Origin of the sequence: Massilia cellulosiltytica (assembly GCF_047325105.1) — a bacterium.
In the GTDB taxonomy this organism is placed as follows: Bacteria; Pseudomonadota; Gammaproteobacteria; order Burkholderiales; family Burkholderiaceae_D; genus Telluria; species Telluria orientalis.
Map to the genome: position 1 here is coordinate 7112716 of NZ_CP168562.1, position 13714 is coordinate 7126429.

General features: G+C 62.9%; 12 protein-coding genes. 10 read left to right on the forward strand and 2 right to left on the reverse strand.

Annotation, left to right across the window (positions count from 1 at the left end; genetic code table 11):
- Positions 1 to 62 precede the first annotated feature (62 nt).
- From ACEN9H_RS31325 to ACEN9H_RS31365, 9 genes are all read left to right on the forward strand, one after another.
- Positions 63 to 2282: a DUF4214 domain-containing protein gene (locus tag ACEN9H_RS31325; protein WP_413673259.1), complete on the forward strand. Its 2220-nt coding sequence runs from the start codon at positions 63 to 65 to the stop codon at positions 2280 to 2282.
- A gap of 85 nt (positions 2283 to 2367) precedes the next feature.
- On the forward strand, positions 2368 to 2571 hold the full coding sequence (locus ACEN9H_RS31330; RefSeq protein ID WP_056126175.1) for a SlyX family protein: 204 nt from the start codon (positions 2368 to 2370) through the stop codon (positions 2569 to 2571).
- An 85-nt stretch (positions 2572 to 2656) separates the two neighbouring features.
- Positions 2657 to 3826, forward strand: a complete 1170-nt coding sequence (locus ACEN9H_RS31335; RefSeq protein ID WP_413673260.1) for a GNAT family N-acetyltransferase — start codon at positions 2657 to 2659, stop codon at positions 3824 to 3826.
- 42 nt (positions 3827 to 3868) lie between these two features.
- On the forward strand, positions 3869 to 4165 hold the full coding sequence (locus tag ACEN9H_RS31340; protein WP_056126179.1) for a DUF3144 domain-containing protein: 297 nt from the start codon (positions 3869 to 3871) through the stop codon (positions 4163 to 4165).
- Positions 4166 to 4413: 248 nt separating this feature from the next.
- Positions 4414 to 4983, forward strand: coding sequence for a hypothetical protein (locus ACEN9H_RS31345; RefSeq protein ID WP_413673261.1), 570 nt, complete (start codon positions 4414 to 4416; stop codon positions 4981 to 4983).
- A 17-nt stretch (positions 4984 to 5000) separates the two neighbouring features.
- Entirely contained in the window at positions 5001 to 5597 is a 597-nt protein-coding gene (locus ACEN9H_RS31350; protein ID WP_371763203.1) for a TMEM175 family protein, read from the forward strand.
- Positions 5598 to 5783: 186 nt separating this feature from the next.
- On the forward strand, positions 5784 to 7910 hold the full coding sequence (locus ACEN9H_RS31355) for a M3 family metallopeptidase (RefSeq protein WP_413673262.1): 2127 nt from the start codon (positions 5784 to 5786) through the stop codon (positions 7908 to 7910).
- Between the two features lie 77 nt (positions 7911 to 7987).
- Positions 7988 to 8269, forward strand: coding sequence for a DUF4404 family protein (locus ACEN9H_RS31360; RefSeq protein WP_371761900.1), 282 nt, complete (start codon positions 7988 to 7990; stop codon positions 8267 to 8269).
- 153 nt (positions 8270 to 8422) lie between these two features.
- The gene (locus ACEN9H_RS31365; protein WP_413673263.1) at positions 8423 to 10621 is read left to right on the forward strand and encodes a YgiQ family radical SAM protein; all 2199 of its coding nucleotides are present in this window, start codon (positions 8423 to 8425) and stop codon (positions 10619 to 10621) included.
- A 72-nt stretch (positions 10622 to 10693) separates the two neighbouring features.
- Here ACEN9H_RS31365 and ACEN9H_RS31370 read toward each other — a convergent pair whose 3' ends face one another.
- Together ACEN9H_RS31370 and ACEN9H_RS31375 are read right to left on the reverse strand one after the other, a co-directional pair.
- Positions 10694 to 11830, reverse strand: a complete 1137-nt coding sequence (locus ACEN9H_RS31370; protein ID WP_229412236.1) for an AI-2E family transporter — start codon at positions 11828 to 11830, stop codon at positions 10694 to 10696.
- Complete coding sequence (locus ACEN9H_RS31375; protein ID WP_056126189.1) at positions 11827 to 12309, reverse strand: cyclic nucleotide-binding domain-containing protein; 483 nt, start codon at positions 12307 to 12309, stop codon at positions 11827 to 11829. The genes ACEN9H_RS31370 and ACEN9H_RS31375 overlap by 4 nt, the downstream gene beginning before the upstream one ends.
- 246 nt (positions 12310 to 12555) lie before the next feature.
- Here ACEN9H_RS31375 and ACEN9H_RS31380 point away from each other — a divergent pair, with 246 nt between their 5' ends.
- On the forward strand, positions 12556 to 13710 hold the full coding sequence (locus ACEN9H_RS31380) for a sensor domain-containing diguanylate cyclase (RefSeq protein WP_056126191.1): 1155 nt from the start codon (positions 12556 to 12558) through the stop codon (positions 13708 to 13710).
- The last annotated feature ends 4 nt before the right edge of the window (positions 13711 to 13714 follow it).

Here is a 13714-nt window from a genome sequence, read left to right on the forward strand (position 1 = left end):
CAACTGTTGCACGGGAAATACTTTCATGAATCAATTTTCAAGCAGCAAGCATCGTTAATTTCATGGCTACCGTATCTGACATCACGACTACCCCCGTGTCTGGGTTGAACTACATCGATGCCCTGCTCGATACCGGCCCGGACTGGAATTATTTGACGGACTCCGCGGGAACACCCGTCTATACGCTCACTTATACGTTTTCCGTCGCGTCCGGTAACGAAGACCCGGCGGACGCACAACAGAATTTCACGGGCACGCAGCAGGCGTTCACGACCACGCAGCAGCAGGCTGTTCGCGCCGCGCTCGACTATCTCACGCAAGTCACGGGCATCAAGTTTGCCGAGACGACCAACGGCAACGCGGCGCAGATCCACCTGTCGTACGTCAACCTGATCGGCTCGAGCGTGACCGGCCTGTGCAGCTGGCACAGCACGTACTTCAAGTATGCGAGTGGCCAGCTGGTGAGTTACGACGCGGACGCCTATGTCTACCTCGACAACGACGCGATCTGGGGCGCGCAGAATGCGAACCTGAGCAAAGGCGGCGACGGCTACGAGACGCTGCTGCACGAACTGGGCCATGCGCTCGGCCTCAAGCACCCGTTCTACGAAGCGGACTATACGGGCGACAACAAAGCCGTGCTGCCGGACGCGCAGGACAACACGGCCTATACCTTGATGTCCTACGACGCCAATGGCGGCCCGTACGCGGCGTATCGCGACTACGACCTCGCCGCATTGCACTGGCTGTACGGGGACGATGGCCTCGGTGGCGCGCAGGGCATGAACTCGACCGGTGGCGGGCGCTACATCATGGGAACCAGCGGTACGGACACCCTCACCGGAACGAGCGCCGATGACAAGCTTGCTGGAAATGGAGGAAACAACATGATCGACGGAGGAGCAGGAAACGATACCGCCGTATTCAGCGGCGCGCGCATCGATTACACATTCACGAAGCTTGCCAACGGCGACTTGCAGGCCGTCGACAAGACCGGCACCACGACATTGCATTCGATCGAACTGATCCAGTTCGGCAGCAGCAAGGCCGTCAGTGCCAGCACGGTTCTCAGCAGCGACACGACGCCGCCCGGCGCGCCGGTGATGGCGGTCACCCGCAACGGCGACGGCTATGCGCAGGGCAGCCAGCCGTACGTGAGCGGCACCGCGGAAGCCAATGCCGTCGTCAAGATCTACACGGCCAACAACGTGCAGGTCGGAACCGCCCAGGCCGATGCGAAAGGCGTGTGGAGCACGAACCTGAGCCCGTTCGCCGACGGGGTCGGCTACACGATCTACGCGACCGCCACGGATACAGCCGGCAATATCTCGACGCACAGCGGCACGGCGACGTTCAACGTCGACGCCACCCCGCCCGTCATTCCGACCTTCGGTCTGCAATACGCGTCGGGCGACAACATCGCCACGTTCAGCGGCACCGGCGAAGCCGGCACGCTGATCCAGGTGGTGCGCGCGGGCGCGACCGTCGACGACTACATCGACATCGCCACCACCACCGTCCGCCTGGACGGCTCGTGGTCGGTGACCACGTCGCCGCTGCCCAATGCCGGCTACCAGGTCAACGTCGTCTCGTCCGACAAGGCGGGCAACGCCACCGCCAGCTTCAACAGCGCAACGTTCACGGTGGCGAACAGCGCCTTCCAGGGCGGTACGGCCAAGGACGACGTGATCAAGGTGACGGCCGCGAACGGCGGTCATGCGATCGACGGCGGCGCGGGCCGCGACACGGCGGTTATTGCCGGCAAGTTTGCCGATTACACGGTGGGCAAGGAAACGTGGGGCTACGGGGTCACGGACAAGGTGGGCAGCGGCGGACACGATTCGCTCATCAACGTCGAGCGTCTGCAATTCAACGATGTCAATGTCGCGTTGGACATCGATGGTCCCGCGGGTCAGGTCTACCGGCTGTACAAGGCCGCGTTCGACCGTGAACCCGATCCCCAGATCAATTACTGGATCGATCGGGTCGACCATGGCCTGCAACTGGAAGACATGGCGAAGGAGTTCATGACCAACCAGCCCGAGTGGGACAAGATGTATGGCAAGACCCCGTCCAACGCCGACTTCCTGACGAACCTGTATGCCCACGTCCTGCACCGCGGGCCGGACGGCGAAGGTTACGCATTCTGGCTGAATGCGCTGGACACCAAGATCGCCACGCGCGAACACCTGCTCGCCTTCTTCAGCGAAAGCCCGGAAAACCAGTTGCAGGTGATCGGCTCGATCGAGAACGGCTTTACCTATACGCCTTTCGGCGCCTGACGCCGACGCACGCAGGAGGCCGCCGCGACTGGCGGCCTTTTTTTCGCCCACGTATCATGCAGCTTTTACTTCACCGGACATCCACGTGAGCGACGAGAACCGTTTCATCGACATCGAAATCAAGCTGGCCGACCAGGAAAACCTCGTCGATACCCTCAACCGCACGATCTACGAGCAGGGACGCCGCATCGACCAGCTGGAAGCCATGGTGGCCAAGCTGGCCGACCACGTGCGTGCGCTGCGTGACGCGGGGCAGGGCCCGCTCAACGAGCGGCCGCCGCATTATTGACGCATCACCAGCAGTCCATATCGATTTTTACAAGATGTCACCCTCGGTCCTTGCCTAATCTGTGATTTTTTTGGCGGGGGCTGACATGATGGCCATACGGAGTCTCGGGACGAGTCCGCTCGCGCTGCCTGCGCCATGGGGCACGCGTCCCCGCGCGGCGCGCTGCCCCGACAGGTTCGAGCTGAACGTTGCGACCGCCTATCACGACCGTCCGGACATCCTTGCGGCGTGGCACCGGATGCTGGCCGCGGCGGCCGGTCCGGAAACGCTGTACCAGTCGCCCCAATTCTTCAACCACCTGATCGACATGGATCGAGGGCGGGACGCGAACCACGAATTGTTCATCGTCCGCCGCAGTGTCGATTACGCGATCGTCGGCTTCGTTCCCGTGCGCACCCTGCCGTGCCGGATCGCGTTCCATGCCGGCCCCGTGCCGTTGTTCGGGCGGACATTGCGTGCCTGCCAGGTCCTCGGCAGCGTTCCGTTGCTGGACCCGGCGGAACCGGGCCTCGCCGAATTCATTGCGCAGCAGCTGCTCGACCGTTTTGCGCACTGCCACGTGCTGTATCTGCAGGCCGTGCCGCAAGACGGCTGGACAGGCATCGCGGGCGTGGCGGCGTACGTGCTGAACGGCTGGCGCGCGTGCCATACGCAGCCGCTGCCGGACAGCGTCGACGCCTATTTGAAGCATTTCAGCGCCAAGAAGCGCTACAACCTGTCGCGCCAGGTCCGCCTGCTGACGGAAGCGGCCGGTCCGTTGCACGTGCTGCGCATCGTCCGGCCCGGCCAGGTCGGGGCCATGCTGGACGCCATGATCGCCACCGACGCCTCCCGCGCCGCCGGGCGTGCCGGCGAGCAGGCGCGCCTGGAGAGCCTGGCGCGCCATGGCCTGCTGCTGTCCTACGTGATCCGTTGCGGCGAGAACGACGTCGCCGTCGTGTACGGCATGCGCTCGGCGTCCGTCTGGCATGTCTATAAAATCCTGTGCCGGCAGGATTACCTGCACCTGTCGGCCGGCACCAGCGCGATTCACCTGGCCGTGCAGGACGTGCTGGCCCATTTCACGTTCGACCACATCGACTTCGGTTACGGCACGCCGCACGCGGAATTCCGCTCCACGCATGTGCTGCAGATACGCGGCCTGGTCCTGCTGCACCGCGCGCGCAGCGGGACGGCCTGGCTGTTGAGCGTCCACGGCCGGTACGATGCGCTGAACGGCGCGCTGATCCGCCAGGTGAAGCGGTTCCGGAAATGACTGTTATAGTGGCGGCACCTTTACCTCAATCCACGATGACTCATGAGTGACAACGCCCCCAGCCCGGAATTCTTCGACCGCGCCAACGCCCTCATCAACCTGGCGAACGACCAGTGTACGTCGACCCATCCGAGCGAAGTCAGCGCATCGACGCTGTACGCCTCGGCGCGCTTCAACGCCTTCATCGTCGCGGCAACGACCGGCAGCGCCGAGACCATGACCTCGGAAAAGGCGCGGGCGCTGGAGTATTTCACCGACCAGTTCCGCAAGATGATGGAAGCGAATCTCGACGATTTCATCGAGAACTTTGACACCTACATGAAGCGGGCGGAGAAGTAAGCGCCTGCGCTCCACACATGGCCGCCGCGTGCGGCCATTTTTTTATGCAGGGAAATGGCGTTCAAGCGGTACGCCCGTGGCGGCGGTTATCATGATGTCATTGTGAACTGAAGAGGTATCGATGGTGCAATTCGAATTCAGGCCGCAGTGGAAAGAGGAACTGCTTTGCTCTTGCGCCCTTGGTTCATTCACGTTGGACATGCCGATGGGCGTCACGTCCGTGTACCTGCCAATCAAGGCGTGTTGGCATGAAGCTGCGCCACCATGGGCATTGGAACTTTGGGACACGTTGCACCAGCAATTGCGAGCGTGGTGTGAAGAGAGAAATATTCCTCTTTATTTTTGTTAGTGCCACAACAATTACCTGTCAACCACAAGGACGTCGTATGAAACCTGCTGAATCGCTAAAAGCATTCCAGGACTTCACTGCATCGAAAGGCATTGATTTGAATGCGTCAACGCCACGGGAAGGTATCGAAGCAATGCTTGAGTTTCGTGCCCAGGCCGCATGTGTTGCATGTTCCGATGATATGTTGCTGTACCAGTGGGGAACCTACGACTGGGGAAACGGAAAATACTTCGAACTTGATATCACGCGTCAATTCATTGAAGCAGAGCTCGAGGATGACGACGCGATCAGCCAGCTGAGCCTTACATACAAGTACCAGCCAAGCGCTGAGCTGGATGCGCTCGGAACGAGTAACTGCTGGGAGGATGCGACACCGGACTTTCGCCGGTTCATCCTTACGTCCGCCCCATTTATTTCGGTTGCAGACGCAAAAGCGGATCAGATCGATCTCCGCCATTCTTACGTATAACGTTCACGAGAAAAGAGATGGGCAAAACTCGACTGGAAGCCTTCAGCGACGGCGTCATCGCCATCATCATCACCATCATGGTGCTGGAACTCAAAGTCCCGCACGGCGCCACGTTCGACGTGCTGCTGCCGCTGTGGCCCGTCTTCATGAGCTATGTGCTCAGTTTCATCTACGTGGGCATCTACTGGAACAACCACCACCACATGCTGCACGCCGTGAAGGAAGTCAGCGGCGGCGTCCTGTGGGCCAATCTGCACCTGCTGTTCTGGCTGTCGCTGATCCCGTTCGTTACCGCGTGGATGGGCGAGAACCATTTCGAGAGCGGACCGACCGCGGCGTACGGCTTCGTCCTGTTCATGTGCTCCGTCGCCTATCTGATCCTGGTGCAGGTGTTGACGGCGAATCATCCGAAGAACGCGGCGCTGGCCGAGGCGATCGGCAAGGATCGCAAGGGCAAGCTGTCGTGCGTGCTGTATCTCTGCGGCGTCGCCCTGTCGTGGTTTGGTGCCTGGCTCGGGTTCCTCGTCTATGCCGCCGTCGCCATCGTGTGGCTGATTCCGGACCGGCGCATCGAGGAAAAAGTGGCACAGGAAGAGCAATCGGAGCGGGGCTGAGTCCCCCGCAAAGCCTTTTTTTAGGCCGTAAATATGTAACTTACGGCAATATCCCTGCTATCCTTAGGGCGCACTTCACCGCCGGGTTCGTCCCGGCGGTTTCCATTATGGAGTGCACGAGCAAGAAGAGATCGGTCCGTGGCACAAGCACGGTCGGATCCGACAACCCTCCGGAGAGCCCAAAGAATGAACCGTTCGCACATCCTGGCCGTCGCTGTTACCGCAGCCGTCGCCAACCTGGCCCATGCCGCCCCCGCTTCGCTGCTGCCCGCGTCCAACCCGTTCGCCAAGCCGAGCACCCTGCAGTTCCAGTACCCGGCCTTCGACAAGATCAAGAACGAGGACTTCGCGCCGGCGTTCGAAGAAGGCATGCGCCAGCAGTCGCTGGAGATCGATGCCATCGCCAACAACAAGGCAGCGCCGACCTTCGACAACACGATCGTCGCGATGGAGCGTTCGGGACTGCTGCTGAACCGCGTCTCGACCATCTTCTATAGCCTCGTCGGCGCCAATACCAATCCCACGCTCGACGCGCTCGACAAGGATCTCGCGCCGAAACTGGCCGCCCACAGCGACAAGATCCGCCTGAACGACAAGCTGTTCAAGCGCATCCAGACGCTGTACGACAAGCGCGCCAGGCTGCACCTCGATCCGGAATCGGCCTACCTGCTCGAGCGTTATCACACCGACTTCGTACGTGCTGGCGCGAAACTGTCCGCCGCCGACAAGGAAACACTGAAAGCCTATAACGGCAAGATCGCCGCCCTGCAGACCCAGTTCAGCCAGAACGTGCTGAAGGAAGCGAATGCGTCGGCGCTCGTCGTCGACAAGCGCGAAGAACTCGCCGGCATGTCCGACAAGGCCATCGACGCCGCCGCCGCGCTGGCGAAGAAGGATGGTCTCGACGGCAAGTTCAAGGTGCCGGTCGTGAACACGACGCAGCAGGCGCCGCTGTCCGTGCTGACCAACCGCGCGACGCGCGAAAAACTGCTGGCCCTGTCGCTGGCCCGCGGCAGCCACGGCGGCGATTACGACAACCGCCAGGTCGTGCTGGACCTGGCCAAGGCACGCGCCGAGCGCGCGAAGCTGCTGGGCTATCCGAACCACGCCGCGTACATGCTGGAAGACCAGACCGCCAAGACGACGGACGCCGTCAACAACCTGCTGGCCGAGTTCGCCAAGCCGGCCGTGCGCAATGCGAAGAAGGAAGCGGCCGAGATCCAGAAGGTCATCGATGCCGACGGGGGCAAGTTCCAGGCGACCGCCTACGACTGGAATTACTACACGGACAAGGTACGCCAGGCACGCTACGCGTTCGACGAAAACCAGCTGCGTCCCTATTTTGAGTTCAACAACGTGCTCGTGAACGGTGTGTTCTTCGCCGCCACCAAGGAATACGGCATCACGTTCAAGGAACGTCACGACCTGCCGGTGTACAACCCGGACGTGCGCGTGTTCGACGTGTTCGATGCCGACGGCAAGCAACTGGCGATCTTCCTGCACGACCCGTATGCCCGCTCGAACAAGCGCGGCGGCGCGTGGATGAATGCGTATGTCGGCCAGAACAAGCTGCTGGGCACGCATCCGGTCATCGCCAACCACCTGAACATCCCGAAGCCGGCCGCGGGCGAGCCGACCCTGCTGACGTACGACGAAGTGCGAACGATGTTCCACGAATTCGGCCACGCGCTGCACGGCATGTTCTCGAACGTGAAATACCCGCGCTTCTCCGGCACCCGCGTGCCGCGCGACTACGTCGAGTTCCCGTCGCAGGTCAACGAGATGTGGATGGCGTGGCCGGAAGTGCTGGCGAATTATGCGAAGCACTACCAGACGGGCGCGGCCATGCCGAAGGAGTTGCTGGATAAAGTCCAGGCCTCGTCCAAGTTCAACGAGGGTTATCGCACGACCGAGTACCTGGCCGCAGCTATCCTCGACCAGAAATGGCATCAACTGGGCGCCGGGCAGATCCCGACCGACGTGCTGGGCTTCGAGGCCACGGCGCTGCACGACGCCGGCGTCGACTTCCCGCTCGTCCCGCCGCGCTACCGCACGACGTACTTCTCGCACGTGTTCTCGGGCGGCTATTCGGCCGGATACTACGGCTACCTGTGGGCCGAGAAGCTGGACGCCGACACCGTCGAATGGTTCAAGGAACACGGCGGCCTGACGCGCGCGAACGGCGACCGCTTCCGCCAGATGCTGCTGTCGCGCGGCGGTACGATGGATGCGATGGACATGTACCGCAACTTCCGCGGCCGTGATGCGAAGATCGAGCCGCTGCTGGAGCGCCGTGGCCTGACGGGCGAGTAATCCCGACGACAAGGGCGGCGCGCCAGGCCGCCCTTATCGGGTGTAGACTTCTCACAACATCATGACGTGAGAAAGCCATGCTGCCTGAAAACGAAAATACCCTGAAAGCGCACCTCAAGACGCTGCACCGCAGCCTCGAGGAAACCGGCGAAGTCGATGACGAACTGGAAATGCTGCTGCGCCAGCTCGACGGCGACATCAAGCACGTGCTCGACAAGCGCTCCCAGGATGCGGACGCGAATACGTACGGCCTGGCCTCGCGCACGCAGGAGCTGACAGCCCGCTTCGCCATCCGCCATCCGCACCTGGAGCCGGCCCTCCGTGAGCTCGGCAATATCCTCGCGAGCATGGGGATTTAACGACAAGCCATTGAAAATTAAGCCATTTTTCGAGGGGTCCGCAGCTTAAACAGGCGTTTTCCGGTAAAATGCCGGCCAATGAACTCCCCTGCCAATCTTTTCGCGAACGTCGCCAAGCGTTCCAGTCGCGCCCCTGCGGCCCCGTTCCTGCCCATGTCCCGTGCCGAGATGGACAAGCTGGGCTGGGATTCGTGCGACATCATCCTGATCACGGGCGACGCCTACATCGACCATCCGAGTTTCGGCATGGCCCTCGTCGGCCGTTTGCTGGAGGCGCAGGGGTACCGCGTCGGCATCATCAGCCAGCCGGATTGGACCTCCGTGGAACCGTTCCGCGCGCTGGGCAAGCCGAACCTGTACTGGGGCATCACGGCCGGCAACATGGATTCGATGGTCAACCGCTACACGGCCGACCGCAAGATCCGCTCGGACGATGCCTACACCCCGAACGCCGAGCCCAATAAACGTCCGGACCGCGCCGTGACCGTCTACTGCCAGCGCGCGCGCGAAGCGTTCCCAGGCGTGCCCGTCATCGCTGGTTCGATCGAAGCCTCGCTGCGCCGCATCGCGCACTACGATTACTGGTCGGACAAGGTGCGCCGCTCGGTGCTGTTCGAATCGAAGGCCGACCTCGTCATCTTCGGCAACGCAGAACGCGCCCTCGTCGACGTCACCCGCCGCATCGCGGCGGGCGAGAACATCAAGTCCATCCGCGACCTGCGCGGCACGGCGTTCCTCGTGCCGCACGGCTGGCTGCCGGACGAAGAGTGGACCGTGCACAATTCCACCCGCGTAGACGTGCCGGGCCGCATCGACGCGCAGCCGAACCCGTACGCGATGGCGCTGGAAGATCCGAAACAGTGCGCGCTGGACAATGCGCAGCCGGAACCGGAAGTCAAACCGATCGTCATCATGACGCGCGAACAGCGCCAGGCGGCCGCGCGCGAGAAAGCGCAGAAGACCGTCGTCCGGCTGCCGTCGTTCGAGACCGTGAGCGAAGACCCGGTGATGTATGCGCACGCATCGCGCGTGTTCCACCTGGAATCGAACCCGGGCAATGCGCGCGCGCTCGTGCAGCAGCACGGCGACCGCGACGTCTGGCTGAACCCGCCGCCGCTGCCGCTCGCGATGAACGAGATGGACGGCGTCTACGACCTGCAGTACGCGCGCGCGCCGCACCCGAGCTACGGCAAGGCGCACATCCCGGCCTGGGAAATGATCCGCTATTCCGTGAACATCATGCGCGGCTGTTTCGGCGGCTGCACGTTCTGCTCGATCACGGAACACGAGGGCCGCATCATCCAGAGCCGGTCGGAACCGTCGATCCTGCGCGAGATCGAGCTGATCCGCGACACGACGAAGAATTTCGCCGGCACCATCACGGACCTGGGCGGCCCGACCGCGAACATGTACCGCCTCGCGTGCAAGGACAAGAAGATCGAGGAAACGTGCCGCCGCCTGTCGTGCGTGTACCCGACCATCTGCAGCAACCTGGGCACGGACCACAGCAAGCTGATCTCGCTGTACCGCAAGGCGCGCGCGATCCCGGGCATCAAGAAGATCCTGATCGGCTCGGGCCTGCGCTACGACCTGGCCGTGCGTTCGCCGGAATACGTGAAGGAACTGGTCACCCACCACGTCGGCGGCCTGCTCAAGATCGCGCCGGAGCACACGGAAGAGGGCACGCTCTCGAAGATGATGAAGCCGGGCATCGGTGCCTATGACGAGTTCAAGGCGCTGTTCGACAAGTACTCGCGCGAAGCGGGCAAGAAGCAATACCTGATCCCGTACTTCATCGCCGCGCACCCGGGCTCGACGGACGAGGACATGCTGAACCTGGCCCTCTGGCTGAAGAAGAACAATTTCCACCTCGACCAGGTGCAAACGTTCACGCCGACGCCGATGGCCATGGCGACGACGATGTACCACTCCGGTAAAAATCCGCTGCACAAGGTCACCGAGGATTCGGAAGAGGTCCTCACTGCGAAAAGCGGCAAGACGAGGAAACTGCACAAGGCATTCCTGCGCTACTACGACCCGGAAAACTGGCCGGTGCTGCGCGAGGGCCTGAAGCGCATGGGCCGCGGCGACCTGATCGGCAATGGCGAGCGTCACCTGGTGCCGCCGGCCGGGTCGGAACAGGAAGTTGCGCCGCAGCGTGGCGAGCGCCGTCCGCCGGTCGCGCCGCGCAGCGAGGCGCCGAAAGGCCGCGTGATCGAGGTCGCGACGCGGCGTAATGGGCGCGGCGGCGAGCGTCGCAGCGAGCCGGCGCCGTTCATGGCGCCGCCGCCGAAGGCGAAGGCGGGCATCCTGTCGACCATCAAGTCGAAGCCCAAGGCCGGCCGCAAATAACACCGGGGTCAGAGCCCGTTTTTTGGAAATAGCCCAAAAGCCATTGCCAAATACTGGGATCTGACCCCGGTTTCAGACGCTCAGGTCGGCGCTTGCCTGTTTGTCGCGCAACCTGCGCGCATACCGATGCCGCGCCCTGAGCCTTGGATTGGTCATCAGCCGCCCCATGGTCTCCCCAACGACCATCACGACCCCCAACAGCGGCAGCACCAGCATCAGCCCGGCCACGCCCGACAGCGCCCCGCCGATAAAAATCATCAGCACCGTCACGAGCGGGTGGATATGCAGGCTGCGCCCCAAGGTCAGCGGCATGAACACGAAGTCGTCCAGCAGCCGCGCAAGGATGAACACGACGATGGCGCCGTACGCGATCAGGGGATTGTTCGGCGCGTCCGTGGCCGCAACGACCACGACCATCATGCAGCCCACGACCGACCCGACGAACGGCACCCACGCCAGCAGCGCCGAAATAAAACCCAGCAGCAGCGGTGACGAGACGCCGATCACCCACAGGCCGAAGCCGAGCACGATGGTGTCCAGCACGGTCAGCTTCAACAAACCCTCGAAGTAACGGCGCGCGGTCTGGTCGACCTGGTGCAGCAGGAATAACGTCCGTTCGAAATAGGCGTTCGGCACGGCGCGGGCGAGGAATTTCTTGAAGCGCAGGCCGTCGCGCAGGAAGAAGAAGGCGAGGAACGGGGCCAGCAGCAGCGACGGCAGCCAGCCCGCGGCGCCCAGCAGGATGGTCGTCAGGTGGCGCTGCGCGAAATTGTCCGTGTAGGCCTTGAAGCGCTTGTTGACGATGGACGTCAAATGCATCTCGGCCAGGATCGGGAACTTGGCTTCCAGCAGCGTCATCGTGTTGCGCACGAAGGCGACGCCGCCGTCCAGGTACAGGGCGCCCGTCTCGTGCCAACTGTCCGTATCGCCGGGCGTGCTGGTCCAGGTCATCGCCGCCATCACCAGCAGGACGGTGGCACCGTAGAACACGATGCAGACGAGCGTGGCCGAGACGTTGCGGGTGAAACCGGCGCGCAGCAGGCGTTGCATCGGGCCCAGCAGGATGTAGTACATGACGGTGCCGAGGATGAAGGGCAGCACCAGCCACAGCATGTGCTCGAGCAGCACCAGCAGCAGGCATGTCACGCCGATGATGCCGGTCCAGACGAAGGGACCGCTGCGCTCGTCGCGGAGGGCGCCGTGGATCACAGCGCCTCCACCTGGGCGTTGCCGTCGAGCCAGCCGCGCAGGCGCTGGCCGATGTGGCGCGCCAGGGCGAGCGAGATCTTGTAGCCGATCACGGCATCCGTTTCCATCAGGGCGAGAAAGTCGTCGCGGAAGAAGACGGCCAGTTCGCATGCGTCGAGGGCGCGGACCTGGGCGCTGCGCGGGGAATTGTCCAGCAGGGCGAGGTCGCCGAAGAAACTGCCGGCGCTCAGTTCGCCCACGATCTGGCGGCCCCGACTGTGGCTGCGGCTGATTTGCACGCGGCCGCTCATCACGAGATACAGCGCCTGGCCTTCCTCGCCTTCGTCGAACACGATCTCGTCCGGCAGGTAGCGGCGCTCATGCATGAGGCCGTCGACAAACTTGATTTCCAACGGTTTGAGGGAACGGAACAGCGGCGTGTTCTGCAGCCGAAGCTGGCGAGGGGACAGCGTGGACGATTTCAGGAAACCAAAAATCACGAAAGCTCCAGGACGATGCAGCCGAGTGGCTGCTTTGTCAATTATGAACGATTCATTTGTGCTTGCGCAGCAACGAATGCTCAGTTAATTGGACGCGACACAACACCTCCAGCCGCCGTGCATACCGCTCGACCATTGGTGCAAATCGTGCGTGCACCTAATTGGAAAACGTGTAATATAATTCCTTTGGGAAATATTAATTACATTCATGGCATCATCTCACCACGTCCTGCCAGGAGGAACCGAGTGATCGATATCCAGACCTTCATGCTGGCGCTTGGCGTCGGCAACACAGCGTTTGCGTTGCTGATGGCGGGTTACATGCGCGGTGCGGCACCCAATCCGGGGCTGCGCACCTGGATGTGGGCGCGGCTATCGTCGGGTCTGGCACAGATCTGCTGCTGGGTGGCGCCGCATGTCGGCCTGCCCATCGCGGAGGAGCTGGCCGCGTTCGGCTGGGTGGGCGGTGTCGCGCTGGAACTGGCCTCGTACTGTGTGTTCTTCGGGTTCCGCAACTGGCGCCGGATTCTCGCACCGGCCACCGTCGCGGCGCTGATCATCGTCGCGGCCGCGGCGCTGGCGCAGGCGTCGCGCGAGCAGATGACGCAAGTGGTGGCCGTCATCGTCGCCCTGTTCGCTTCCGGTGCCGCCGCGATCCTGCTGCGGCCGCAGGCCGACGCGCCGCTGCTGCAGCGTGTCATCGGCGTCAACGATGCCTTGTTCGCCATCGCGATCTGGATCTGGATGGCGGTGGCCAATGGCGGCGTGGGCATGTTCAATACGAATCCGGTGTATGGCTTCGCCTACCTGGCCAGCTATCTGCTGATGATCGTCAATGGCTTCGGCTTCCTGTTGCTGTGCAAGCTGAAGGACGACCAGCGCATGCAGCGCCTGGCCACGATCGACGGCCTGACGGACATGCTGAACCGCCGCGCCTTCTTCGAGCGTGCCGAGAGCGCCCTGCAGACGGCGGTCCGCCTGCGCAAGCCGATCGCGCTGATGATGCTCGATCTCGATCATTTCAAGCAGCTCAACGACGGCTTCGGCCATGCCTGCGGCGACGAGGCCTTGCGCTTGTTTGCCGACACGGCGCGCGCCACCTTGCGCGAGAACGATGTGATTGGCCGGCTGGGCGGAGAAGAGTTCGCGCTGGCGATGCCGGGTACGTCGCTGGCAGGCGCGCAGTATGCGGCCGAACGCCTGCGCATCGCCGTCGCCGAAGCACCGGCGCTCACCTGCGCCGCGACCTATCGCATGACGGTCAGCATCGGCCTCGTGATGATCGATCCGAACGAGGAATTGACGGCCGCGCTGGCGCGCGCCGATCACGCCCTGTATGCGGCCAAGACCGGTGGCCGTAACCGCGTCGAGATCGGTGCACCCCTCCTCAGGCGGGCCTGAACGG